This window comes from Kitasatospora humi (assembly GCF_020907985.1).
GTDB lineage: Bacteria > Actinomycetota > Actinomycetes > Streptomycetales > Streptomycetaceae > Kitasatospora > Kitasatospora humi.
Genome location: NZ_JAJJPA010000010.1, coordinates 1 through 21,919 on the forward strand (window position 1 = coordinate 1; position 21,919 = coordinate 21,919).

The window sequence follows — 21,919 nt, forward strand, 5'->3', positions numbered from 1 at the left end:
CCCGCCGACTGATGGACGAGGTCAGTCCGCCAGCGGCAGGTAGACCCGGTTGCCCTGGGCCTTGAACTCCTCGGACATGGCCTTCATGCCCTCGACGGCCGTCTCGTCGTACTCCGGCGAGGCCTGGCCGTTGCCGAACTTCTCATTGATGCTTTTACTAATCTTCATCGAGCAGAACTTCGGGCCGCACATCGAGCAGAAGTGCGCCGTCTTCGCCGGCTCGGCGGGCAGCGTCTCGTCGTGGAAGGCGCGCGCGGTCTCCGGGTCGAGGGCCAGGTTGAACTGGTCCTCCCAGCGGAACTCGAAGCGGGCGTCGGAGAGGGCGTCGTCCCAGGCGGAGGCGCCGGGGTGGCCCTTGGCGAGGTCGGCGGCGTGGGCGGCGATCTTGTAGGTGATCACACCGGTCTTGACGTCGTCCCGGTTGGGCAGGCCCAGGTGCTCCTTGGGCGTGACGTAGCAGAGCATCGCGGTGCCCCACCAGGCGATCATCGCCGCGCCGATGCCCGAGGTGATGTGGTCGTAGCCGGGCGCCACATCGGTGGTCAGGGGGCCCAGGGTGTAGAAGGGCGCCTCGTCGCAGATCTCCTTCTGGAGATCCATGTTCTCCTTGATCTTGTTCATCGCGACGTGGCCGGGGCCCTCGATCATCACCTGGACGTCGCGCCCGCGGGCGATCCGGCCGAGCTCGCCGAGGGTCTGCAGCTCGGCGAACTGCGCCTCGTCGTTGGCGTCCGCCGTCGAGCCCGGGCGCAGCCCGTCGCCCAGCGAGAAGGTGACGTCGTAGGCGCGCAGGATGTCGCAGAGTTCCTCGAAGTTGGTGTAGAGGAAGTTCTCCTGATGGTGCGCCAGGCACCAGGCGGCCATGATGGAGCCGCCGCGCGAGACGATGCCGGTCTTGCGGCGGGCGGTCAGCGGGACGTAGCGCAGCAGCACGCCGGCGTGCACCGTCATGTAGTCGACGCCCTGTTCGCACTGCTCGATGACGGTGTCCCGGTACACCTCCCAACTCAGTTGCTCGGCCCGGCCGTCCACCTTCTCCAGCGCCTGGTAGAGCGGCACGGTGCCGATCGGCACCGGGGAGTTGCGCAGGATCCACTCGCGGGTGGTGTGGATGTTGCGGCCGGTGGAGAGGTCCATGACGGTGTCGGCGCCCCAGCGGGTGGCCCAGGTCATCTTCTCCACCTCCTCCTCGATGGACGAAGTGACCGCCGAGTTGCCGATGTTGGCGTTGATCTTCACCAGGAAGTCGGTGCCGATGATGGCCGGCTCCACCTCGGGGTGGTTGACGTTCACCGGGATCACGGCGCGGCCGCGGGCCACCGCGTCGCGGACGAACTCCGGCTCCAGGCCCTCGCGCAGCGCCACGAACTCCATCTCGGGGGTGATGATCCCGCGCTTGGCGTAGCCGAGTTGGGTCACCGCCACCCCGTCGCGGGCGCGCAGCGGGCGGCGCGGGCGGCCCGGGAAGACCGCGTCGAGGTTGCGCAGGTCGCCGCCGCGCGGTGAGGTGTGCTTGATCCCGTCGTCCTCGGGGCGCCGCTCGCGCCCGTCGTACTCCTCGACGTCGCCGCGCTGGCGGATCCAGGAGTCGCGCAGTGCGGGCAGGCCGCGGCGCACGTCGGGCTGGTGGTCGGGGTCGGTGTACGGCCCGGAGGTGTCGTAGAGCGGCACGGTGGCGCCGTTGGTGAGGTGGACCTCGCGGTAGGGCACCCGCAGGTCGGGGCGGGACCCCTGGCGGTAGGCCTTGCGCCAGGCCGGGGTGGGATACCCGGTGGCGGCGCTGCTGACCGCGGTCCGGTCCTCGGCGGTGGCCGGGCGTGCGTCATCCAAACTGGTCATCAGACCTTCTACTCCCTACGCCGGCATTACCCGGTCAGGTTCCTGCGGTCGGCGCAGCGGTCGGCCCGTCCGTCGACGGACCGTTCAGCGCCCTCTCAGCCCGGTGCTCCGAGCTCCCGTTCGGCAGGCGGAAGTGCCTGCCTGAAGACCTCCACACGGTAACCGGCGCCGCGGCGGAGCGTCCAGAGGGGGGTCCGGCCCGGCGAGGCGTGCGCGACCCTGGGCAGCCGTCAGTGCGCGGGGGCAGACTTGGGGTTCGCCGAGGGACGGCGGAGGTGCGGCGACAGGGGGTGCGCAACGGTGATCGGGTACACCGGACGAGTCACGGGCAAGGTCGGCCAGGGGCTGGTCGGCGAGGTGATGGTGCACGTGCCGGAGCGGGTGGGCACCGAGGCCTTCCTCGCGCACCTGGCGGTGCCGGGCGATCCGCTGCCGGTCGGCACCCCGGTGGTGGTGGTCGAGTACCAGCCGCCGCGGACCGTCTTCGTGGCGCCGACGGTGGGCTGACGCGGCGCCGGTCGGCGGGCGCGGTGCGCGGGCGGAGTGTCCGCACTTTGTCACCTCTGGGTGACAACATCGGCGACACGCCGACCCGGTGTTCCCAACGGAATGGATCGAGCGCAGAATCTGCACTCGCCACCGCGTTCCGCGCAATCCTGCACAACCGAGAGCAGCCACGGAGCGGTGCGCCCTGAAGGGGGAAGCAGCCGATGTTGATCGGCATCATCGCGGGGGCGGCCGTCGCCGCCGTCATTCTTCTGATCGTGCTCTTCAAGCTCTGCTGGCGAGTCGCCGAGCCGAACGAGGCACTGATCATCTCCGGGTCCAAGCACCGCACCGAGGGTGTCGGAGAAGGACTCGGGTTCCGGATCGTCACGGGCCGCGGGACCTTGGTGACTCCGGGCATCCAGACCGTGCGCAAGCTGTCGCTGGACCTCAACGAGGCCGAGCTGGACGTCGAGTGCGTGACCAGGCAGGGCATCCCGGTGCAGGTCAAGGGCGTGGTGATATTCAAGGTCGGCGACGACACGGTGTCCATCGCCAATGCCGCCCGGCGCTTCCTGGACCAGCAGAAGTACATGGGCCAGCGGGTGCACAACGTGTTCGCCGGTCATCTGCGCTCCATCGTCGGCGGGTTGACGGTCGAGGAAATGATCCGCGACCGCGAGCGGCTCACCGGTGAGACCCGGGCGGCCTCCGGCTCCGAGATGGAGAAGCTCGGCCTGATCATCGACTCGCTGCAGATCCAGGAGATCCTGGACCCGACCGGCTACATCAAGAACCTGGCCGCGCCGCACGCCGCCGCCGTGCAGCGGGACGCCCGCATCGCGGCCGCCGAAGCCGACCGGGTGGCCACCGAGGCCGAGCAGGAGGCGTTCGCCCGCAAGGCCGAGGCGACCCGCAACTCCGGCATCCAACAGGCCGGTTACCAGGCCGAGATGGACACCGCCGCGGCCCGCGCGCTGCAGGCCGGCCCGCTCGCCGAGGCCGCCGCCCGGCAGGAGGTCGTGGTCCAGGAGACCAAGGTCGCCGAGCTGGAGGGTCTGCGCAAGGAGCAGCAGCTGCAGGCCGAGGTCCGCAAGCCGGCCGACGCCCGCGCCTACGAGGTCCGCACCCACGCCGAGGCCGAGCGCGACGCCCGGATCTCGTCCGCCCAGGCGCAGGCCAAGGAGACCGAGCTGAAGGCCGGCGCCGAGGCCAACCGGGTCAAGATCGCCGCGCAGGCCGAGGCCGAGGCCACCAAGGCCCGTGGTCTGGCCAGCGCCGAGGCCACCCGGGCGACCGGTCAGGCCGAGGCCGCCGCCGCCGAGGCCAAGGGCCTGGCCGCCGCCGAGGCGGCCCGGGCCCTCGGTCTGGCCGAGGCCGAGGCGATCAAGGCCCGGGCCGCCGCACTGGCGGAGAACCAGGAGGCCGTGGTCGCCCAGCAGCTCGCCGAGAACTGGCCGGAGATCGTCCGGGCCGGGGCCGACGCGTTCGGCAACGTGGAGCACATGGTGCTGCTCAACGGCGCCGAGGGCATGGGCGAGATGTTCGCCAAGGCGCTCACCATGGGCGGCACCGGCCTCGGGCTGGCCCGGCAGCTGCTCGGTGCGATGAACCCGGGCGCCGGCGAGGAGGCCAAGGAGGCCAAGCCGGCCAAGCCCGCGTCGCAGTCGATCCCGCTGCAGGACGCCCAGTGAACTGACCGGCCGTGAGGCACGAGGAGAACGCGGCCGCGACCGGTCCCTCCCCCCGGAGGGACCGAGCGCGGCCGCGTTCGGCTTCTGGTGGTCCGGGGAACCGGCCCCGACCCGCAGTCAGCGCCGGTAGGCCCCGACCCGCAGTCAGCGCCGGTAGGCCTCGGCCAGCGCGCCGAAGACGGCCTTCGGCCGCCAGCCGCCCCCGGGCAGCATCGCCACCACCCCGTAGCTGCCGAGGTCCATGTCGTGGGCCGGGTCCTCGGGCCGGTGCGGAGCCCCGAAGGCCGCGAAGGTGAACCAGAACGCCGAGTCGACCCCCGCTGCCTCGAAGTCCGCGAGCAGCTCCCGCAGGTACCGCACCTGCTCCTGCTCGTCCCGGACCAGGGGCTCCGTGATGCGCGGCGGCTCGGCCTCGAAGTCCGCGACCGCCCAGCCCATCCCGCCCCGGGCACCCGCGCCCTGATAGGCGCAGCAGCCGAACTCGGTGACCGCCACCGGCTTGCCGTGCGCGAAGGCGCGCTCCAGCAGGTGGTGGAAGTGGTCGGCGTTGTGCGCGTCCCGGTAGGCGTCCACCCCGACGAGGTCGAACCCCGACCAGTCCGGCTGCTCCCAGACGCCCGAGGCGTAGCTGATCCGGCCGCCGAACTCCGCCCGCACCTTCGGCAGCAGTTCGGCGAAGAAGGCGTTCATCCGCTCCCCGGTGCCGGCCAGCGGCGTCCGGTCGGGTGCGGTCAGCGCGGCCAGCCGGCCGGCGAAGCCGTCGCCGGGGATGAACCCCTCGGCGAAGAGGCTGAGTTCGCACCCCAGGACGAGCACCACCTCGGCGCCCGAGCGGCGGATCCGCTCGGCCCGTCCCGCGCAGTCCCGGAAGAAGGGGATCAGCTGCTCAGGGGTCAGGTCGCACGGGAACGGCGCGAACCAGACCTCCAGACCGTGTGCGGCGGCGGCCTCGGCCGCGAGCTCGATCCGCTCCGGCACGCCTCCGGAGATCCGCACCGCCGTGCAGTGCAGCTCCTCGGCGATCACCCGCAGCTCCGCACGGACCTCGGCGGGCTCGAACCGGGGCCTGGAGAGGTCTCCCATCGGGGCGAACCCGGTGTCGTAGTTGATTCCGCGGCCCCGCATCGTCATGCCGGTCACCGTGCTCACTCCCCGTTCTCGACCTGCTGGTCCACCAGCTTCTTCATGCGCTCGGTGAACGGGCCGCTGATCACGATCGCCACCACGATCGCTCCGATCAGCAGCACGGTGGGCAGCCAGACCATGGTGGCCAGCGGCAGGGTGTAGGCGCCGACCACCCGGATCACGCACTCCAGCACCAGGGCCACGCCCCAGACCACCGAGTAGGCCAGCTCGCTGCGGCGGAACGCGGCCGAGCCGGCGGTGCCGACCTGCCCGGAACCGGTCCGCAAGGCCTCCCAGGCGGCTTCCCGCGCGGCTTCGCCCTTGGTCAGGAAGGGCCGCAGGCCCGCGCTCATCACCGGCCGGCCGCGCACCACCGAGACCAGGATGCCGATCCCGATCGCGCTGCTGACCAGCCCGTCCTTGGCGATCATCAATCGGGGGTCGCCGGTGATGAAGGTGCTCACCAGGCCCACCACGTTCACCGCCAGGATCAGCGGTGCCAGGCCTCCACCGGTCCTGCTCCCGGCCCCGGCCCGGTGCGAGCGCACCAGGCCGTAGACGGTGCGCACGGCCGGGACCACGCTGGAGACGATCAGTGCCGGAACCAGCCCGACGCCGAACGCCCGCGCCGCGTAGTAGGTGCCCAGCGGCAGCGCGACGTCGACGGCCAGCGGCAGCAGCGCGTCGACCAGCGGATTGCGGGTCTTGGTGGAGCCGGCCGGCAGTTCTGCGGTGCTCATCTGAGTGGTCCTTCCCCCGTGCGTCCCTTGACGTGATCAAGAGTGGCAGCAGGACCTGACCGGGCGTCAGTGTCATTCGTGCCGGGCTCCTCGTGACAACTGTCACGGCCCGGGCCGACGACACGTCACAGCCCCGGCCCGTCACAGCCGTGACCGGTCACAGCCCCGGCCCGTCACAGCCTCGGCTCGTCCCGACCGTGACCGGTCACAGCCGCGGCACGTCACGGCCGCGGCCCGCCGCGAACGCCGAGCGCCCGCCCCCAACCGGGGACGGGCGCTTGAGCGGAGGGTGCGGGAAGGGTCAGCTCCGGGCGGCCTTCTTCACCAGGATCACCACCGCGGCCGCGATGCCGACCACCACCAGGGCCTTGATCACGAATCCCACCAGTGCACCGATCAGGCCGAACACCGCACCGATGATGTTGAAAGCGATCACCAGCAGGATGATCGGCACCACGATGTTGCGCACGAACCCCGGCAGCGACTTCCAGATCCCAGCCATGTCGGTTACCTCTTCTCCCGTTCGGGTCGGCTCTGCGGTGCCGCACCCTGTCCGCTTTTCGATAGTTCGATCGTAGGAGGGCCGAGCAGCGGTGACGAGCGATTCCGTCCCCGAGGAAACCCGGATAAAGCCCTGAGGGGCACTCCTCGGGTCAGCCCCTACCTGCGGGCCGGTTCGGTCACACCGGCCACCGCTCGCCCCGCCAGGCCGCGTCCCAGAACATCCACTCGTAGCGGGTGGTGGTGGTGAAGTGCTCGAACACCCGCCCCCGCTCCGCTTCCGAGAGCTGCTCGCCGAGCCGGTCGGTGAGCGCCAGCACCCTGCGCACCACGGACTGGAACGCCTCGTCGCCGTAGGTGGCGATCCAGCGGGCGTAGAGCGGGTCGGGGGAGGAGCGGACCAGCAGGTGCTCGCCGACCCGGGCGTAGACCCAGTAGCAGGGCAGTACGGCGGCCACCGCCTCGGCGAACGAGCCGCCGTAGACGGTGGCCAACAGGTAGCTGGTGTAGGCCCGGGTGGTGGGCAGCACCGGCTCGGCGGCGGCCTGCTCGGCGCTCTCGCCGAAGGCGGTGAGGAACTCGGCGTGCATGCCCTGCTCGGCGGCGAGCGCGCCGATCGCGTCGTCGGCGAAGGCCCGCACCTCGGCCTCGCCCGGTGCCTTGGCCGCGCAGACCGCCAGCGCCCTGGCGTAGTCCCGCAGGTAGTGGGAGTCCTGCACCACGAAGTGGCGGAAGGCCGGGCGGGGCAGCGTGCCGTCGGTCAGGCCGGCCAGGAACGGGTGGTCGAGGATCTCGGCGTAGACCGGCTCGACGGCGGCCCACAGCTGCTCGGTCAGGGTCTGGGTCATGCCCCGAAGCCTAGGTGAGCCGCCTCACGGCTCCGGCGGTGAGAAGACCACCAGCACCCGCAGCTCCTCGGTGACGTGGTGGAACCGGTGCGGCACCCCGGCCGGGACGAAGACCACGCTGCCCCGACCGACCGTCGCGGTCTCGTCGCCCACGGTGAGGTAGGCCCGCCCGCTGACCACCTGGTAGAGCTCGTCCTGCTGGTGGGCGCTCTGCGGGTCCGCCTCTCCCGGCGCCAGCGCGTACAGGCCCACCGACATCGTGCGCTCCTTGAGGAAGCGCAGGTAGGCGCCCTGTTCGGCGGCCCGCTCCGCGTCCAGCTGATCCAGTCGGAAAACCTTCATCGCCCCGCTCCCTGCCAGGTGCTTCCGTCGACCGCCCGAGCCTGTCACCATGCGGGAGCATGAAGCACTTCGTTCTGAAGACACTGGTCAACGCCGCCGCCATCTGGGTGGCCGCCTGGGTCGTCAAGGGGATAACCCTGTCCGGCGGCACCTGGGGCAAGCAGGCGCTGACGGTGATCGCCGTCGCGCTGATCTTCGGGGTGGTGAACTGGTTGATCAAGCCGCTGGTGAAGTTCTTCTCGTTCCCGCTGTTCATCCTGACCCTCGGCCTGTTCACCTTCGTGATCAACGCGCTGATGCTCTGGCTGACCTCGGCCGCCTCCGACCAGCTGAAGCTGAACTTCCATGTGAACGGCTTCCTGCCGGCGCTGTTCGGCTCGCTGATCATCAGCGTGGTCGCCTGGGGGCTGCACCTGGCGCTGGGCGACGAGCGGGACTGACGCTGCTCCGCCCACAGTGGGGCCCGCCTCCCCACCGAACCGTTCGGAGGCGGGCCCCAGCGCGGGCGGATCAGCCCTGGCTCTCCAGGCCACGGCTGAGGATCGCGGCCAGCGCCGCGTCCAGCGAGGCCGCCGTCGGCTCCTCGCCGATCGGCACCAGGCGGCCGGCCCGGTCCAGGAAGCCGCTCACCGGTGGCGCCGCACAGCGCAGCAGCGCGTCGCCCTCCGGCGCCCGCAGCAGGATGGCGATCTCCGGCACCCGGCCGGTGCCCGCCACCGGCCGCACCCGCACGTCCCCCTCACCGCTGGGCCCGTGCAGCCCGTCGACCAACAGCTCCCTGCCGAACACCCAGCTCACCGGGGCGTCCCCGGGCAGGTGGAAGGTGAGCCGGACGGCGTAGGGGTCGGCCGCGGCGTACTCCAGGTCGGCCACCAGGCGGAAGGACAGCCGGTCGGACACCACCAGGCTCATCACGACCTGTCCCCGGACCGTGCTCTGCATGCGCCAGTACCTCTCTTCGACGGTCGCGTGAACCACGGTTTCCCTCCGACGTGCCCGTGGTGGTCCCGGACCTTCCATGTGCCCGGTCCGGCGCCGCACCGGAAGCCATCGCTCCATTTCGTCCGCCCGTTCGGGTTTCGTCCGCCGTGAGCTGCGGGATGCTCCCGCACAACGCTCGCGGAGGTGAGGTCGGTGGCTCCAGGGACCACGCCGGGGATGCCGGGGACGGCCACGGTCACCGGGCCGACGCCGACGCCGCGGCCGGTGGTCAAACGCACCGCCCGCGCGATCCTCCTCGACCTGCCCGCCGGCGACCCGCGGCACGGTCCCGCCGCGCTGATCGTGATCAAGCGCACCAGGCCCGGTTGCGATCCGTACTGGATCACCCCCGGCGGCGGCGTGGAGCCCGGGGACCGCACCGTCACCGAGGCGCTGCACCGCGAGGTGGACGAGGAGCTCGGCGGCAAGGTGGCCGACGTGGTGCCGGCCTTCGTCGACACCGTCGCCCACTCCCACCACGAGGACGGCACCCTGGCGCACCCGCACGGGGTCAAGGTGCAGCACTTCTTCGCCTGCCGGCTGGTCGGCATGGACCCGGCCCGGCGGCACGGCCCGGAGGTCGACGAGCCGCACGGCGAGTACGAGATCGTCCGGCTGCCGTTCACCCGCGAGGGCGTCACCGCGGTCAACCTGGTCCCGCCCTCGCTGCGCGCCTACCTCGCCGCCAACATCGAGGGCGTCCTGGCCCTGCTGGCGCCCGACCTGTGAGCCGCCGCACGGCCGCCCCTACTCCTCGGGCAGGTCGTGCCGGATCAGTTCCGGGCGCACCCCCGAGCGGGCCAGCGCCGCCGCCGCCCGGCGCACCATCGCCGCCGGGCCGGCCAGGAAGGCGCGGTGGCCGTCCCACGGGCCGAGCTGCGCGGCCACGTCGCTGAGCAGCCCGGCCGGCTCCCCCGCCCGTCCGCCCGGCTCGGAGAGCACCGGGCGGACGGTCAACCACGGGTGCCTGCGCTCCAGTTGGCGCAGTGCTTCGAGCTGGTAGAGGTCGTCGGCACGGCGGGCGCCGTAGAGCACCTCGACGGTGCGGCCGGCGGCGCCGTGCTCGGCGACCTCCTCGACCAGCGCGGAGACCGGCGCGATCCCGGTGCCACCGCCCACGCAGAGCAGCGGGGCCGGATCGGCGTGGTCCAGCACCATCCGCCCGGCGGGCGGGCCGAGCCGCAGCACGTCGCCCGGGCGGGCCCGGCGCAGCAGGGCGTTGCTCACCCAGCCGGCCTGCACCGCCCGGACGTGGAAGGTCAGCAGGCCGTCGGGGCGGGGGGCGGTGGCGAACGAGTAGCTCCGCCAGACCCGGGGCCACCAGGGGGTCTCCAGGGTGGCGTACTGGCCGGCCCGGTAGGGGTAGGGCTGGTCGGGGCGGACGGTGAGCACGACGACGTCCCGGCCGCGCACCTGGTGCGAGACCACCTCGCCCTGCCACCAGGGCGGTGCGGTGCGGGCCGCCTGCTCGGCGGCGTCGATCATGATCTGGGAGACCATCCGGTAGGCCCGGCGCCAGGCCAGCTCCGCCTCGGCATCCCAGTGACCGCCCGCGTACCTGGCCAGCGCCGCCAGCAGGCACTCGCCGACCGGGCCGTAGTGCGCGGCCAGGGTGCCGTACTTGCGGTGGCCGCGGCCCAGGGCGCCCAGCTGGGCGGCCAGGCCGACCGGGTCGCCGACGCCGCCGGCCGCCTGGAGCAGGGCGCGGAACAGCCGGTCGCGCTGCAGGTCCATGGCGGCCGGGAAGAGCGAGCGCAGCTGCGGGTAGTGCAGGAAGAGCAGCGCGTAGAAGTGCGCGGTCGCGCGGTCGGCGACCGGTTCGACCGCGGCCAGGGTGGCGGCGATCAGCTCCAGGTCGCGCGGGGTGGGCGGCAGGTCGACGGCGCTGCCCGGGACGGGCGCGGCCGGCGGGGACGGGGCGGGGACGGGGTGCTGCTCGGCCTCCCAAGCCTGGGCCCAATGGTCGCCGGGCCCCGCCCAGTTGAGGCCGGGCGCCCAGCTGAACAGCGGCTCGATGGCGGGGCGCTCGGGGGTGGGCTCGGGCTGCCGGGTCGCGGGGACCGGCTCGAGTGGCGGGCTCACAGGGACCGGCTCGGGCTGCCGGGTCGCGGGGACCGGCTCGAGTGGCGGGCTCACAGGGACCGACCCGAGTGGCGCGCTCGCGGGGACCGGCTCCGGCTGAATCGTTTCCGCCGGTGGCGCCGGCACCCGTGGCGGGTCAACGGGTTTGGGCGGCACGACCAGCCTCGGCACCCCGGCACCCGGCACCCCGCCGTCCGCCCCCGCCATGCCCGGCACCGCCATGCCAGGCACCGCCGTGGCCGCCGCCGAGCCCCGGGCGGAGCGGACCAGCAGCGCGGCGAGCGACTTCCCTGCCACCTGACGCGTACTCAAGAGAATCGTTTCGCCTCCGGTCGTCCCAGCAACGCCGTGGGTAGCGTGGCACCGGCCGGAAAGCTGATCCGACAAATCGCTCAAACACCGGACGGACGGCCGCACGGCGCGCTAAAGTCGCCCCTTCGCGCGCCGGGCCGCGCTGGTTCCAGGTGGCGCACTGGTCGGTCGCGACATGAGCAGGCGGCCCGGGCAAGCCGGTCCGAGCGGTGAGGACCACGGACCCCCGCACGCCATCGGCGACGGGCGGATCCGGTCGCGAAGAGCGGTCCGGCCGCTCGCCCGACCATGTCCTGGTCGGCCCCGGTCGCCGGCTGCCCCGCCTACCGGGGCGGCGTATCCAGCGGGAAGTGGATCGGGCTCAGCAGGTACTGCGCCCGCTCCGGGCTCGGCCGGTTGGCCAGCCTGGGCGCGATGGCCGCACGCATTTCGCCGATCAGTTCGTCCAGCTCCACCGGACTCAGCCAGAGCGCGTGCTGCCGGTAACCCACCTGGTCGGCCACCGGGTCGGCCTGCGGGCGGTCGAGGTAGGCGTTGAACTCGGCCAGCAGGGCGGTCATCGCGGTCGCGAAGGCACGCCGATGGTCCTCGGTGGTGGCCGAGCGGACCGCCTCGGGGCCGATCAGCGCCCGGTCCTGGCGCAGGCGGTAGTGCCGCTCCACCGCGCCCCGCACCCGCCGCTCCTCGGCCACCTCCATGATCCCGCCGGCCACGAGCAGATCGATGTGCCGGTAGACGGTGGCCTTGGAGGCTTCCGGGATCCGTGCGCAGAGCTCAGCGGTGGTCAGCAGCCGCCCTCCGCCCATCGCATGCACGATCCGCAGCCGGATGGGGTGGGCGAGCAGCTCCAGTGAGTCCATGGCCAAATGTTCTCACAGCTGCTACCTTTCTCAAGCATGAGAATGGACGCGCCAAGGGAGTTGGTGACGCGGGAGTTCGCCGCGCTGCTGCGGGCGGAGGACTTCGCCGGGACCGTGGAGCTGTTCGCGCCACCGCTGCGCGCCGCGGTCTCCGTCGAGGCGCTGCGGCTCGCATGGGCCGCCGAGGTCGCCGGACGCGGCGGGATCGCTGCGTTCGGGGAGCCGGTGAGCGAGCCCGGCGAGGCCGACCTGGTGCGGGTGCGCATCCCGGTGACCTGTGTGAACGGCGGCTTCACCGTGGTCACTTCGGTCGGCGGGGACGGCCTGCTGCACGGCCTGCGTCTCGACCCGGACGGCGGCGCCGGGTGGCAGCCGCCCGGCTACGCGGATCCGGAGCGGTTCACCGAGCGGGAGGTGCTCCTCGGCACCGGTCCGCTCGCCGTGCCCGGCACGCTGAGCCTGCCCGCAGGGCCCGGACCGTGGCCCGCCGCGGTGCTGCTCAGCGGCGGCGGTGCGTTCGACCGGGACGAGAGCAGCGGCCCGAACAAACCGCTCAAGGACCTCGCCTGGGGGCTCGCCTCCCGGCAGGTGGCCGTGCTGCGCTTCGACAAGGCGACCTTCGTGCATCCGGAGCGCCTGCCGCCGGACTTCACCATGGCCGACGAGTACCTGCCGCATGCGCTCGCCGCCGTCCGACTGCTGCGGCAGCAACCCGAAGTGGCCCCGGACCGGATCCACCTGGTCGGCCACAGCATGGGCGGCAAGGTGGCGCCCCGGATCGCCGCCGCCGACCCCTCGATCGCAGGGCTGGTGCTGCTCGCCGCGGACGCCGAGCCGATGCACGAGGCGGCCGTCCGGGTGGCCCGCCATCTCGCGGCGCTCGCCCCCGGTCCGAGCACCAACGAGGCGCTGGCAGCGCTGACCCGGCAGGCCGCGCTGGTGGCGAGCGCCGACCTCACGCCTGACACCCCGTCCGAGCTGCTGCCGCTCGGCTTCTCCGCCGCGTACTGGCTCGACCTGCGCGCCTACGACCCGGTGTCCACGGCGGCCGCACTGGCCTGCCCGATGCTGATCCTCCAGGGCGGGCGGGACTACCAGGTGACCGTCGCCGACGACCTGACGCGGTGGCAGGCCGCACTGGCAGCGCGTCCCGATGTGGCGATCCGGATCCACCAGGACGCCGACCACCTGTTCTTCCCCGGCAGCGGCCCCGCCACTGCGGCCGAGTACGCCCAACCGGGGCACGTCGAGCCCGCGGTGGTGGAAGAGATCACGACCTGGCTGGCCCGGCGGTAGGGCGCCGACCGTCCTCCGGGACCGGAGAGCGCAGGCGGTCGTCCTGTGCCACCAAGGAGCCCAGACTGATCGCCAGCGACGTTCGACCACACGCCTGATCGCCGCTGGAAGCACTTGATCCGACACGCACCTTGCTCGGCCGAAGGTCTGGGTGCGTGGCCGGCTGTTCCGTCAGAGCCTGCCGGAGATACCGGCAGCCCCGACCCCGCCGACGGCGATCAGCAGGAGGAACGTGAACGCGTGCCACAGGAGTATCCGCCCGGATTCCGGGCCCGGGCTGCCCTGTTCCCGGCTGCCCATCCGGGCCCACTCGGCCGGGTGCTCGGCCATGAACCTGCGGCGGGCACGGCCAAGGCGACGCAGCCAGAACCCCAGGTTCCCGCAGATTGCAGCGAAGACGAGGATCCACCAGGCGATCAGCATGCGGGCAGCCTAACGGCGTGCCGGCCGCCGAGGGAGGCCGTCGGAGCCGTCAACCCCCAATGCCTACCCCGACGCGCCGCAGCTCGACTGGGAGACGAGCAACACGTGGTTTCCCCCTGCCGGGCAGGAGTTGCTGCCTCCCGGGATCAATGTCGACACCGGTCGGTTCATTGGCAAGGAGTAGCCAGGGGCAGCGCACCGGGAGGTGCAGGACGATCGGTGCCCGCCGAGGTCAAGTTGACGACGCGAATGCCCAACCAGCTTGGGCAATAGGCCCATGGAGTGGGCCTACCAGGAGTTGAACCAGGAAGTACGCGTTGTCGTCGCACCAGCGGGCGAGAATCACTGTACTCGGCGCGGCAGACGGGCGTTCGGATTTACCGGCCGCCGCAGTGGCCCTCGGCGACGCGATGGATCCGGTATCAGCGCCTCACCTCATTGGCTTCGCACGAGCCGGGCCGCTGGTCGACCCGGGAGAACACTCGAGAATCGGCGCTCACTGCGGGGCGATCCCAGAGCACCCTGATCCCGCCCGTCGGACGGTGACGCCGCCCTTCGAGCCGGACCCGCGAACTGCGCCGCCCCTACGTGCGTAACGGGCCGGTACCAGCTCCGGCAACGGAGCGGCTGCCGGCCGGTGCGCCACCGTGGGGCGGGTGTAGCGTCAGCGTTCGGACGGTTCGCAAACAGGGGGATCCATGCGTCACACTCGTACTCTCGTGGCCGCTGCCACGGTCCTGGCGGCGGCCGGACTGGCCGCTTGTGGCGGTCCCAAGACCGCCTCCAACGCTTCCAACGCCTCCGGCACCACGAGCGCCACCTCCGTGCCGATGGTCACCGTGGCGGATGCCATGTCGAAGAGCACCAAGGCCACCTCGCACTACGCCTCGGTCAGGATGAAGCTGTCCGAGAACATCAACGCCCAGGGGCAGGACTTCAGCACCACCGGCTCCGGCGCCATGTCCTGGAAGCCGATGGCGATGGACATGACGATGACCGTGCCGCAGCTCGCCGCGCAACTCGGCGGCGACGGCTCGATCCACATGCTGATGAACGGCACCACCATCTACGAGAACATGGGCGACGCAGCGGCCGCCAAGCTCGGTGGCAAGCACTGGCTGAAGATGGACCTCACCGCGCTCGGCGCCGCGGGCCAGGCGTTGGCCGACCAGATGAACAACAGCTCCAACAACGACCCGGCGACGCAGCTGAAGCTGTTCACCTCCTCGCCCGACATCAAGCGCGTGGGCCAGGAGACCGTGGACGGTGTCCAAGCGACGCACTACTCCGGCACGGTCGACTTCACCAAGCTCGCGGCCACCCAGGATTCGTCGATCAAGTCCCTGCTCTCCCAGTCCGCCAAGCTCGGCATCACCACGATGGACGTCGACCTGTGGGTCAACGACCAGAGCCTCCCGGTCCGCATCCACGAGTCCACGCCGCCGACGGCCACCAGCCGGCTCGGCATGACGGTCGACTACTCCGACTACAGCACCACCCCGGTCACCGTCACCGCGCCGCCGGCCGGCGACACCCAGGACCTCAGCGACGAGCTGAAGGGCGCTCCGGGCTCCATCAGCAACGCGAGCTGACAACAGCCTGGCTACGGTCCGGAACAGGTGATCGCTGTTTCCCGCACGGCACGCTGAGGTCCCCCTCAGCACGCCGGGCGGGCAGCCGAACCACCGCCCATTGGCGGTCTATCCCAGGTACGGGGTCGCCCGGTGCTCCAGGAAGTGCCGCAGCCTCAACTGCTGGGTGTGGTGCATCGGAAGGTCTGCGATGTCTGCCGGGGCCACGAACTTGAGATCGGTGGACTCGTCGGAGATCCGGAGTTCCCCGCCGATGACGCGCGCGGTGAAGCAGACGTTGAACTGCTGCCGGACCTCGCCGTCAGAGTAGGCGATCACGTGCCGGGGGTCGGTGTACGTGCCGACCAGTCCGGTGATCTCGACCTCAAGACCGGTTTCCTCGCGGACCTCCCGAACAGCCGTGCCCGGAAGGGATTCACCGAGGTCCATCGTCCCGCCGGGCAGTGCGTACAGGCCGTTGTCGGCCCGCCGCTGGAGCAGGATGCGCCCTTCGCCGTCCGTCACCACGGCGGACGCCGCCACCACCAGCCGGTTCGGCTCGGGTGCGTCGGGATCGTCGTAGTACTCGGTCCGGGGCACGTGGTCAGCTCTCCTCAACGGGTCGGGCGGCGTTCCACACGTCGTCGAAGCTCGCAGCATAGGTGTCGAACAGTGTCCCCGTTCCGGTTCGTCGTAGGTGCCAGACAGGGGCACCGAAGGCGTTGACCCCCCAGACGTGCGCGTTCACCAGCATCTGGTCGTCTGCCCGGTAGAGGCTGTTGTACAAGGTGGTTCCGTGGGTGCGGACTTCAATGCCTGACGTGCCGAGCAGCGGGCCGTAGTGCAGGAGGGCAAGCCGGCATCGCGACTCGATGCCGTGGCCGAACTTCTCCTCCCGCCCGCGCTGCCTGACGTTCTCGCTCTCGGCGTCGCCGAGTGCGATCCGCACGGTGCAACCCTTGGCAGCACGCTCCCGAAGGAGATCGTTGAGCCGGGGGAACGCTTCGTGGAGGAAGACCGCCGCGTAGACCAGAACGTCGATGCGCTCAGTAGCCTGACCGAACAAGCCCACGAAGGCGGACACCGGCAAGTCAGCCCGCTGCTCGTACAGCGCCACCACCTCAGGGCTTATCGCTCGTGCAGCGCGGGGCCGCCGCAGGCTCGGCCACAGTGTGAACATGTCCTCTCCCAGCGCTTCGGCAGCCAGGCGGGCTGCCACCAACCGGGGCGTCCTGTTCTGGTTGGCCCATCGTTCCACCGACTTGGTGTCCACGCCGGCCTTCTCTGCCAGGGAGGTGTAAGTCCAACCACCCGACACCATAATGCTCTTCAGTCTCTCGTTCGGCATCGTGACTGTCTCCCCACCGACACCGGTCATTTGCCAGGGACGTTCTACCGCACGAGGGACGCCCCGGAAGGTCCTTCGCATGAGGTTCCATCGTCCCGGGCGGCTGTCGGACCTTGGTATCCACCAAGTAGGTGACCGAGACCGTCTCATGACAGGAGTTCGCAGTGGGCAAGCACGGCGATGGCCAGGGCGGAGAGCAGGGCGACCAGAACCCGTCCCCGCAGGAGCAGGACGGTCAGTGGACCCGGCCCGTCCCTGGGCCCGAGACCGACCCGAACAAGAAGTGAGTGAGTAGCCAACTCATGGATCGATACGCGCAGTTGCTCGACGAGCTGAGCGAATCGGGTCACCTGGGCGGGGAGTGGCTGGGCGCGTTCGAGCGCGCCCCGCGCTCTGCGTTCATCCCCGACAAGGTGTGGGTCCGGGCGCCGGGCAGCCGCAACGGTCACGTCCGTCTTGACCGGACTGCCGACCCGGAGCGTTGGGAGGGCCTGGTCAACGCCAACTCAGTTGTCGTCACACAGTTGGACGACGGGATCGACGACGGACCCGGGGTGGCAACGTCTTCGGCATCACTGCCGTCCCTGGTGGCCACGATGCTGCGTCAGCTCCACGTCTCCCCGGGTGACAGGGTGCTGGACATCGGCACCGGCACCGGCTGGACGGCCGGGCTCCTCGCAGCACGCCTCGGCGGAGACAGCGTGACCACGGTCGAGGTGGACAAGGCGATAGCCGCAGAGGCCCTGCTCGCGCTGAATGCACAGGAACTCTTCCCGACGACTGTCGTGGCTGACGGCCTGGCCGGCTGGGACAAGTCGGCACCGTACGACGCGATTCACTCCACTGCTGCGGTGCACAAAGTACCGGCCGCGTGGGTGGCCCAGACTCGGCCCGGTGGGACCATCGTCACCCCGTGGGGCACCATGTACGCCAACGCCGGATTGCTGCGCTTGCAGGTCGGCGAGCCAGGCGAGCCGTCACACGGACGGTTCGTGGAGAACGTCAACTTCATGTGGATGCGGGCCCAGCGCCCACACCGGGTCACCCGTCCAGAGAGCGCACCAGAGCATCGAGGCCCGTCAGGGATGAATCCTGATCTCGCCATCGAGAACGTGCACGCGGCGTTCGGCATCGGTATTCGGTTGCCCGGAGTGCGGTACGCACACACCTGGGACGAAGAAGACCCGGCGGGGACGGTCCGGATGCAGCTCTCCGATGGTGCCGGCTCCTGGGCTTCCATCAGGTACGCCCGCTGGACGGAACCGGACACGGTCTACCAACTCGGTCCCCGCAGGCTCTGGAACGAAGTGGAGGCGGCCCGGCAGTGGTGGACGGAGCAGGGCATGCCCGAGCTGACCCGTTTCGGGGTGACGGTGCGCACCGATGGGCAACAGGACGTCTGGCTGGACGACCCTGACAACGTCATCAGCTGACCCTCAGACCGGCCGGGCCACCCGGCGGGGGTCCCTTCGCGTGCGGGGCGGCCGTTGGCCGGTCAGCTGGCGAAGTCGGCGAAGTGGTCGAACTCGCCGGCCTTGACGCCCTGGCGAAACTTGGCGAACTTGACCGGCGTGGTGCGGACGCTGGCGTTGCCCTGCCGAGCTGGGCTTCGTCACCTCGGGCGGATATTCGAGAATCGGCGCTCACTGGAGGCGATCCCAGGGCATCCTGATCCCGCCTGTCCGACGGCGAGGGGAGCTGCTGTGAGTCGACGACTGCGGTACATCGGAAGCAACTCCAGGAACAACGGATGCCCAAAGCTCTATGAAGACGTGGAGACCGGGGAAGTGCTGGTCCAGGGTGTTGCGGTGACCGACCCCGACGAGGTGGCCCAGCTCCGCGACATCAAGCCCGGCGAGGGGTTCGTCATCGTGCCCCGCGTGCTGCTCGCTGATTTCTCGCCGCGCGACGTGGACCGCGAGTCAGTCGTGATCAGCTTCGACGAGTTCGCCGACATGTTCGCGAGCTTCCAGCACACGGCCTTCCGCCTGGAGACCCGCCGCCGGGTACCGCTCTGACGAACAGACGGAGACCTACCGCCGGTTCACCGCAGGGCAGCCGGTCGGATGGGACCTGGAAGACCCCTGGTGCCGTTCACGGCGTGAGCAGGTGGCCTCGGGCAAGCGGTTCGAGCGGGTGAGGATCATGGACAACCCGCCCACCCCGGGGCAGCGGTACCTGCTCGACAACGCCGAACGCAACTGTGCCGTCGGTGAGGACATCCGGTACCTCTGGCGTTCCGACGCCGAACGTCTGAGCCTGCCGAACGAGGACACCTGGTTGTTCGACTCGCGTGTGATCGCCCTGCTGCACTTCGACGCCGACGACGACCTGACCGGCGTGGAACTGGTCACCGACCCGGTGCAGGTGGCCCGCGCCTGCCAAGTACGGGATGCAGCTTGGCACTTCGCCACGCCGTATCGAGCGTTCAGCGCCGAGGTACCGTCCGGCATGTGAGCACCGACTGCCGGCAGACCCGGATCACCCACTGGCCGGCTATCCCAGGTACGAGGTCGCCTGGTGCTCCAGGAAGTTCCGGAGTCGGAGCCGCTGCGTGTGGTGCATCGGAAGGTCTGCGACGTCGCCAGGGGCCACGAATGTGGGTAAGGCCCTCACTCATTTCGAGATCACCCGGCGGGGACCCCGCCACCAGCTGGTGTCCGCTGGGTGCCCGCAGCCTCACGAAGCGCACGCGCCTTGGCCTTGGTTTCTGTCCAGCTGGTGAAGTTCTTGCTGCTCATCCGGACCTTTCGTCCTCCATGGCCTTCCATACGCCATCGTCTCGCCAGCGTAGGCCGACAGGACCGAACGGGCAGTCCTCCGTGAAGTCGCATGCCCGCTCGCACAGACGGCCCCGGACGAGTCGCCCGGGGCCGGTGGCGAAGCTTCCAGCAGGCCCGAGCTGCAGCATCCGGGGCGCACACTGTGCCCTCCCCGGTCGGGTTCGAACCGATGTCCCCCGCTCCGAGAGCGCAGAGGTCACCGACCGAGTCAGCTGGCGAAGTCGGCGAAGTGGTCGAACTCGCCGGCCTTGACGCCCTGGAGGAACTTGGCGAACTTGACCGGGGTGGTGCGGACGATGACGTCGCCCTCGTCGGACTCACGGAGTTCGACCAGGCCGTCAGCGGTACGGACTTCGACGCAGTTGTCGTTCGCGGCAGAGTAGCTGGACTTCTGCCATCCCGAACTAGCCATTCTTGTGCTCCATCTCTTCTTTCACAGACCAGATCAACTCTCGCGCGTCCTCCTCCGATAGAGCCGTGGCATCCATCTGGGAGATGAGGGCACGGAACCTCGCAAGGTGGGCTGGGGCATCGAAGTATTGGTTCCCGTGGCCAGTGTCCATCTGCGCAGTGTCCAGCTCCGGGATCGGCCCAGCCGCGAAGGTGAAGTTCTCGCTGGGGCTCGGAACGACACCGGCGCTGAACGGCACCACTCGAAGAGATACGTTCGGAAGCTCAGAGTCTATGACGAGCGCCGCAAGCTGTTCCGTGAGGACCTTTGGGCCCCCGAACTGCATGTGGAGGGCTGCTTCATGGACGAATACCGTGTAGGGCATCGCTCCCGACCTCACTACGCGCTGACGCTGCATGCGAAAGGCCGTTCTGAGGTCGATCTCATGGTGTGGCAGCGGTGGGTAGGTCTGAGCGAACAGCGCGGATGAGTAGGCACCGGTCTGGAGCAGGCCAGGGATGAACGAGGTGGTGTACCCGGTCAGCGTCCGTGCGCTGCTCTCAAGCTCCGCGACCTCAAGGAAGTCCGTCGCGAGGACATCGCGGTACTCCTCCCACCAACCGCTCTTGCCTCGCTCCGTGATGATCTCGGCAAGCGCCTCGATGAGAGCCTCGTTGACACACATGCAGGTCGCAGCGATCGTGCGCAGCCGCTCCACACTGATGCCGATCTTCCCTGACTCCATCTGCGTCACCTGGGCCGGGTTCATCCCGACCGCACGGCCGAGCTCACTTCCCCCGAAGCCGGCCTGCTCCCGCATCCTTCGCAGCTCTGCGCCCAAACGACGCTGACGCAGTGTCGGGTTCGTGCGGGCCATGGCTTCCTTCCACAACAGGGTGTCCCCAGTCTGCCGCGTGGGCTGCGCACCGGTCCACGTAGGTCGTGGGCGCTGACACGTGAGGGTGAACATCTCGAATCCATGGAAAATTTTCCATGGCTGCGCGCTAGGGTCGTTGCCATACCGATCCGACGGGTCGTCAGTAACACCTTTCACCAGGGCAGTAGGCGCCTGCTGCCCCGCACCGCAGAGCAGCCACACGCGACCTCAACCAGTCCCGCCCTGGCCTGGCTCACGGCGACGCACTCCGCCGGTCACCGCACCATCACCACAGCCTCACGGAGGTTCCCCATGAACTCCTGCCCCGACGTGCCCGGATCCGCCGGACTCGCCCGATCCACCGAACTCTCCCAGCCCACCGGATCCGCCAAGTCCCCCGAGCCGCCCGACTGGTCGGCCGCCCGGGAGGAGTTGCGCGACCTGCTGGCCGCCGCCGAGTGGGCCGACGAGCTCGTCCGCGACGCCGAACTCGCCCTCCACGAGCTGTTCGTCAACGCCTGGAAGCACGGCGGCAGTTCCGCGCCCGTCGTGGTCGTCGTGCTCCTCGCCGACCAGGCGCTCCGCACGCTCCGGGTCTCCGTCGCCGACGACAGCCCCGCCCTGCCCGAGCAGCGCACCCGCGCCGCCGACCCCTTCGAACTGTCCGGCCGGGGCCTGCACCTGGTCCGCTCGCTCACCCACCGGTTCGGCACCGCACCGCACAAGCGCGGCGGCAAGCGCGTCTGGTTCGAGCTGGACTCGGCCGCGTGACCGCCCGCCGCGAGCCGATCGCGTCGGACTCCCCCGAGGCGCACGCCTACACCGAAGCGCAGGTCGACCGGCTGATCCGCCGACTCCAGGAGCGCGGCAGCAGCTCGGGCCTGCTCTGGGGATCCGCTCGGACCAACGGCACGGCCAACGGGCGGGTGCTGGTGAACTTCGGTAACGCCCCGGTCAGCACGCTCCTCAACCTCCTCAACCTCCTCAACCTCCCCACCGACGCGGAAGCGAAGGGCAGCCCGTGCGAGTCCTGAGCCCGCTCGGCACCGGCCCGGCCCGCGTCGAGCGGACCACCGTCGCCCACCTCGACGTCGAATCCGCGCCCGACACCGCCATCCAGCTCCGCGCCGCCGTCGACCTCGACATCCACGTCGGCCCCGGCGAGCAGCTCGCCCTCGCCCTCACCCGCCAGCAAGCCGAGCACCTGCTCCAGGACCTCGCCGCCCGGCTCGGCCGGCGCCTCGTCGGTAGCCGCCGCTGAGGCCCGGCACCTAGGCCGGCTTGATCATCGCGCCGCCGCCCCTGGCGACCGTCTCCCGCTCGCGCTCTCCGGCTCCCGGGGCCAGGCTCCTGCCTTCCCCCAACGGGGAGGAAGGCGGTCGCGTGTTGGCGGCGAGGTGGGGACGGTGTGAGTAGTAGG

At 70.6% G+C, this 21,919-nt stretch carries 27 protein-coding genes and 2 pseudogenes; 14 read left to right on the forward strand and 15 right to left on the reverse strand.

The genetic code is table 11. From position 1 onward, the window contains the following. Window positions 1-21: 21 nt before the first annotated feature. Window positions 22-1,839, reverse strand: coding sequence for a phosphomethylpyrimidine synthase ThiC (gene thiC, locus LN042_RS12725; protein ID WP_230051274.1), 1,818 nt, complete (start codon window positions 1,837-1,839; stop codon window positions 22-24). A 300-nt stretch (window positions 1,840-2,139) separates the two neighbouring features. On the opposite strand from thiC, the gene LN042_RS12730 reads away from it, so the two are divergent. Together LN042_RS12730 and LN042_RS12735 are read left to right on the forward strand one after the other, a co-directional pair. After that, window positions 2,140-2,346, forward strand: a complete 207-nt coding sequence (locus tag LN042_RS12730) for an NfeD C-terminal domain-containing protein (protein ID WP_230051275.1) — start codon at window positions 2,140-2,142, stop codon at window positions 2,344-2,346. Between the two features lie 203 nt (window positions 2,347-2,549). Continuing rightward, complete coding sequence (locus LN042_RS12735; protein WP_230051276.1) at window positions 2,550-4,019, forward strand: SPFH domain-containing protein; 1,470 nt, start codon at window positions 2,550-2,552, stop codon at window positions 4,017-4,019. A gap of 144 nt (window positions 4,020-4,163) precedes the next feature. On the opposite strand, the gene LN042_RS12740 is transcribed toward LN042_RS12735, so the two are convergent. The 5 genes from LN042_RS12740 to LN042_RS12760 all read right to left on the reverse strand — a co-directional run bounded on the left by LN042_RS12740 (window position 4,164) and on the right by LN042_RS12760 (window position 7,575). Next, window positions 4,164-5,150, reverse strand: a complete 987-nt coding sequence (locus tag LN042_RS12740; protein WP_308191802.1) for a glycoside hydrolase family 113 protein — start codon at window positions 5,148-5,150, stop codon at window positions 4,164-4,166. A 14-nt stretch (window positions 5,151-5,164) separates the two neighbouring features. After that, window positions 5,165-5,884 (reverse strand): VC0807 family protein, encoded by a 720-nt coding sequence (locus LN042_RS12745; RefSeq protein ID WP_230051277.1) that lies wholly within the window; start codon window positions 5,882-5,884, stop codon window positions 5,165-5,167. 301 nt (window positions 5,885-6,185) lie between these two features. Further along, window positions 6,186-6,386: a DUF5326 family protein gene (locus tag LN042_RS12750; protein WP_230051278.1), complete on the reverse strand. Its 201-nt coding sequence runs from the start codon at window positions 6,384-6,386 to the stop codon at window positions 6,186-6,188. 178 nt (window positions 6,387-6,564) lie between these two features. Further along, window positions 6,565-7,233: a thiaminase II gene (gene tenA, locus LN042_RS12755; RefSeq protein WP_230051279.1), complete on the reverse strand. Its 669-nt coding sequence runs from the start codon at window positions 7,231-7,233 to the stop codon at window positions 6,565-6,567. Window positions 7,234-7,257: 24 nt separating this feature from the next. Further along, window positions 7,258-7,575, reverse strand: coding sequence for a cupin domain-containing protein (locus LN042_RS12760; protein ID WP_230051280.1), 318 nt, complete (start codon window positions 7,573-7,575; stop codon window positions 7,258-7,260). Window positions 7,576-7,634: 59 nt separating this feature from the next. Here LN042_RS12760 and LN042_RS12765 point away from each other — a divergent pair, with 59 nt between their 5' ends. Continuing rightward, the gene (locus LN042_RS12765; protein ID WP_230051281.1) at window positions 7,635-8,015 is read left to right on the forward strand and encodes a phage holin family protein; all 381 of its coding nucleotides are present in this window, start codon (window positions 7,635-7,637) and stop codon (window positions 8,013-8,015) included. A gap of 70 nt (window positions 8,016-8,085) precedes the next feature. On the opposite strand, the gene LN042_RS12770 is transcribed toward LN042_RS12765, so the two are convergent. After that, entirely contained in the window at window positions 8,086-8,517 is a 432-nt protein-coding gene (locus LN042_RS12770) for an SsgA family sporulation/cell division regulator (protein ID WP_230051282.1), read from the reverse strand. A 216-nt stretch (window positions 8,518-8,733) separates the two neighbouring features. Here LN042_RS12770 and LN042_RS12775 point away from each other — a divergent pair, with 216 nt between their 5' ends. Further along, window positions 8,734-9,285 (forward strand): NUDIX domain-containing protein, encoded by a 552-nt coding sequence (locus LN042_RS12775; RefSeq protein ID WP_230051405.1) that lies wholly within the window; start codon window positions 8,734-8,736, stop codon window positions 9,283-9,285. Window positions 9,286-9,303: 18 nt separating this feature from the next. Here LN042_RS12775 and LN042_RS12780 read toward each other — a convergent pair whose 3' ends face one another. Next, window positions 9,304-10,638, reverse strand: coding sequence for a globin domain-containing protein (locus LN042_RS12780; RefSeq protein ID WP_230051283.1), 1,335 nt, complete (start codon window positions 10,636-10,638; stop codon window positions 9,304-9,306). Window positions 10,639-10,783: 145 nt separating this feature from the next. Between LN042_RS12780 and LN042_RS12785 the strand changes: the two genes are divergently transcribed. Next, complete coding sequence (locus LN042_RS12785) at window positions 10,784-10,939, forward strand: hypothetical protein (RefSeq protein ID WP_230051284.1); 156 nt, start codon at window positions 10,784-10,786, stop codon at window positions 10,937-10,939. Between the two features lie 334 nt (window positions 10,940-11,273). Here LN042_RS12785 and LN042_RS12790 read toward each other — a convergent pair whose 3' ends face one another. Further along, window positions 11,274-11,810, reverse strand: coding sequence for a helix-turn-helix domain-containing protein (locus LN042_RS12790; RefSeq protein WP_230051285.1), 537 nt, complete (start codon window positions 11,808-11,810; stop codon window positions 11,274-11,276). 36 nt (window positions 11,811-11,846) lie between these two features. On the opposite strand from LN042_RS12790, the gene LN042_RS12795 reads away from it, so the two are divergent. After that, window positions 11,847-13,106, forward strand: a complete 1,260-nt coding sequence (locus tag LN042_RS12795) for an alpha/beta hydrolase family protein (RefSeq protein WP_230051286.1) — start codon at window positions 11,847-11,849, stop codon at window positions 13,104-13,106. Window positions 13,107-13,277: 171 nt separating this feature from the next. Here the strand turns inward: LN042_RS12795 and LN042_RS12800 are convergent, their stop codons facing one another. Further along, window positions 13,278-13,529 (reverse strand): hypothetical protein, encoded by a 252-nt coding sequence (locus tag LN042_RS12800; RefSeq protein ID WP_230051287.1) that lies wholly within the window; start codon window positions 13,527-13,529, stop codon window positions 13,278-13,280. A gap of 719 nt (window positions 13,530-14,248) precedes the next feature. On the opposite strand from LN042_RS12800, the gene LN042_RS12805 reads away from it, so the two are divergent. Beyond that, a complete protein-coding gene (locus LN042_RS12805) occupies window positions 14,249-15,121 on the forward strand; it encodes an SCO4651 family lipoprotein (protein WP_230051288.1) in 873 nt (290 codons plus the stop codon). A gap of 108 nt (window positions 15,122-15,229) precedes the next feature. Here LN042_RS12805 and LN042_RS12810 read toward each other — a convergent pair whose 3' ends face one another. Continuing rightward, window positions 15,230-15,700 carry an NUDIX domain-containing protein gene (locus tag LN042_RS12810; RefSeq protein ID WP_230051289.1) on the reverse strand — a complete coding sequence of 157 codons (471 nt, stop codon included), beginning with the start codon at window positions 15,698-15,700 and terminating at the stop codon, window positions 15,230-15,232. Window positions 15,701-15,704: 4 nt separating this feature from the next. Next, window positions 15,705-16,448 carry a helix-turn-helix domain-containing protein gene (locus LN042_RS12815; protein ID WP_230051290.1) on the reverse strand — a complete coding sequence of 248 codons (744 nt, stop codon included), beginning with the start codon at window positions 16,446-16,448 and terminating at the stop codon, window positions 15,705-15,707. Window positions 16,449-16,612: 164 nt separating this feature from the next. Between LN042_RS12815 and LN042_RS37245 the strand changes: the two genes are divergently transcribed. The 4 genes and pseudogenes from LN042_RS37245 to LN042_RS37705 form a co-directional block, all read left to right on the forward strand. Beyond that, window positions 16,613-16,735, forward strand: coding sequence for a hypothetical protein (locus tag LN042_RS37245; protein WP_280706688.1), 123 nt, complete (start codon window positions 16,613-16,615; stop codon window positions 16,733-16,735). Window positions 16,736-16,750: 15 nt separating this feature from the next. After that, window positions 16,751-17,881 (forward strand): methyltransferase domain-containing protein, encoded by a 1,131-nt coding sequence (locus tag LN042_RS12820; protein ID WP_230051291.1) that lies wholly within the window; start codon window positions 16,751-16,753, stop codon window positions 17,879-17,881. Between the two features lie 375 nt (window positions 17,882-18,256). Continuing rightward, a complete protein-coding gene (locus LN042_RS37700) occupies window positions 18,257-18,466 on the forward strand; it encodes a hypothetical protein (protein ID WP_308191803.1) in 210 nt (69 codons plus the stop codon). A 43-nt stretch (window positions 18,467-18,509) separates the two neighbouring features. Further along, a pseudogene (locus tag LN042_RS37705) lies at window positions 18,510-18,905 on the forward strand (DUF6879 family protein); the annotation flags it as partial. Between the two features lie 39 nt (window positions 18,906-18,944). Here LN042_RS37705 and LN042_RS12830 read toward each other — a convergent pair. From LN042_RS12830 to LN042_RS12840, 3 genes and pseudogenes are all read right to left on the reverse strand, one after another. Continuing rightward, window positions 18,945-19,046: pseudogene (locus LN042_RS12830) on the reverse strand (DNA mismatch repair protein MutT); the annotation flags it as partial. A gap of 393 nt (window positions 19,047-19,439) precedes the next feature. Then, entirely contained in the window at window positions 19,440-19,643 is a 204-nt protein-coding gene (locus LN042_RS12835) for a DUF397 domain-containing protein (RefSeq protein ID WP_230051292.1), read from the reverse strand. Continuing rightward, the gene (locus tag LN042_RS12840) at window positions 19,636-20,592 is read right to left on the reverse strand and encodes a helix-turn-helix domain-containing protein (RefSeq protein ID WP_308191805.1); all 957 of its coding nucleotides are present in this window, start codon (window positions 20,590-20,592) and stop codon (window positions 19,636-19,638) included. Before LN042_RS12840 ends, LN042_RS12835 begins: the two co-directional genes overlap by 8 nt. 219 nt (window positions 20,593-20,811) lie before the next feature. Between LN042_RS12840 and LN042_RS12845 the strand changes: the two genes are divergently transcribed. The 3 genes from LN042_RS12845 to LN042_RS12855 are packed head-to-tail and all read left to right on the forward strand — an operon-like array spanning window position 20,812 to window position 21,760. Continuing rightward, window positions 20,812-21,270 carry an ATP-binding protein gene (locus LN042_RS12845; RefSeq protein ID WP_230051294.1) on the forward strand — a complete coding sequence of 153 codons (459 nt, stop codon included), beginning with the start codon at window positions 20,812-20,814 and terminating at the stop codon, window positions 21,268-21,270. Beyond that, window positions 21,267-21,533 (forward strand): hypothetical protein, encoded by a 267-nt coding sequence (locus LN042_RS12850; RefSeq protein ID WP_230051295.1) that lies wholly within the window; start codon window positions 21,267-21,269, stop codon window positions 21,531-21,533. The genes LN042_RS12845 and LN042_RS12850 overlap by 4 nt, the downstream gene beginning before the upstream one ends. Continuing rightward, window positions 21,521-21,760: a hypothetical protein gene (locus LN042_RS12855; RefSeq protein WP_230051296.1), complete on the forward strand. Its 240-nt coding sequence runs from the start codon at window positions 21,521-21,523 to the stop codon at window positions 21,758-21,760. The genes LN042_RS12850 and LN042_RS12855 overlap by 13 nt, the downstream gene beginning before the upstream one ends. The last annotated feature ends 159 nt before the right edge of the window (window positions 21,761-21,919 follow it).

What these genes read in the sequence shown, in the direction of transcription:
- thiC (WP_230051274.1), bottom strand. Translation starts at nt 1,839, where the DNA reads ATGACCAGTTTGGATGACGCACGCCCGGCCACCGCCGAGGACCGGACC.
- LN042_RS12735 (WP_230051276.1), top strand. Translation starts at nt 2,550, where the DNA reads ATGTTGATCGGCATCATCGCGGGGGCGGCCGTCGCCGCCGTCATTCTT.
- LN042_RS12740 (WP_308191802.1), bottom strand. Translation starts at nt 5,150, where the DNA reads ATGACGATGCGGGGCCGCGGAATCAACTACGACACCGGGTTCGCCCCG.
- LN042_RS12745 (WP_230051277.1), bottom strand. Translation starts at nt 5,884, where the DNA reads ATGAGCACCGCAGAACTGCCGGCCGGCTCCACCAAGACCCGCAATCCG.
- LN042_RS12750 (WP_230051278.1), bottom strand. Translation starts at nt 6,386, where the DNA reads ATGGCTGGGATCTGGAAGTCGCTGCCGGGGTTCGTGCGCAACATCGTG.
- tenA (WP_230051279.1), bottom strand. Translation starts at nt 7,233, where the DNA reads ATGACCCAGACCCTGACCGAGCAGCTGTGGGCCGCCGTCGAGCCGGTC.
- LN042_RS12760 (WP_230051280.1), bottom strand. Translation starts at nt 7,575, where the DNA reads ATGAAGGTTTTCCGACTGGATCAGCTGGACGCGGAGCGGGCCGCCGAA.
- LN042_RS12765 (WP_230051281.1), top strand. Translation starts at nt 7,635, where the DNA reads ATGAAGCACTTCGTTCTGAAGACACTGGTCAACGCCGCCGCCATCTGG.
- LN042_RS12770 (WP_230051282.1), bottom strand. Translation starts at nt 8,517, where the DNA reads ATGCAGAGCACGGTCCGGGGACAGGTCGTGATGAGCCTGGTGGTGTCC.
- LN042_RS12775 (WP_230051405.1), top strand. Translation starts at nt 8,734, where the DNA reads ATGCCGGGGACGGCCACGGTCACCGGGCCGACGCCGACGCCGCGGCCG.
- LN042_RS12790 (WP_230051285.1), bottom strand. Translation starts at nt 11,810, where the DNA reads ATGGACTCACTGGAGCTGCTCGCCCACCCCATCCGGCTGCGGATCGTG.
- LN042_RS12795 (WP_230051286.1), top strand. Translation starts at nt 11,847, where the DNA reads ATGAGAATGGACGCGCCAAGGGAGTTGGTGACGCGGGAGTTCGCCGCG.
- LN042_RS12800 (WP_230051287.1), bottom strand. Translation starts at nt 13,529, where the DNA reads ATGCTGATCGCCTGGTGGATCCTCGTCTTCGCTGCAATCTGCGGGAAC.
- LN042_RS12815 (WP_230051290.1), bottom strand. Translation starts at nt 16,448, where the DNA reads ATGCCGAACGAGAGACTGAAGAGCATTATGGTGTCGGGTGGTTGGACT.
- LN042_RS12820 (WP_230051291.1), top strand. Translation starts at nt 16,751, where the DNA reads ATGGATCGATACGCGCAGTTGCTCGACGAGCTGAGCGAATCGGGTCAC.
- LN042_RS12835 (WP_230051292.1), bottom strand. Translation starts at nt 19,643, where the DNA reads ATGGCTAGTTCGGGATGGCAGAAGTCCAGCTACTCTGCCGCGAACGAC.
- LN042_RS12840 (WP_308191805.1), bottom strand. Translation starts at nt 20,592, where the DNA reads ATGTTCACCCTCACGTGTCAGCGCCCACGACCTACGTGGACCGGTGCG.
- LN042_RS12845 (WP_230051294.1), top strand. Translation starts at nt 20,812, where the DNA reads ATGAACTCCTGCCCCGACGTGCCCGGATCCGCCGGACTCGCCCGATCC.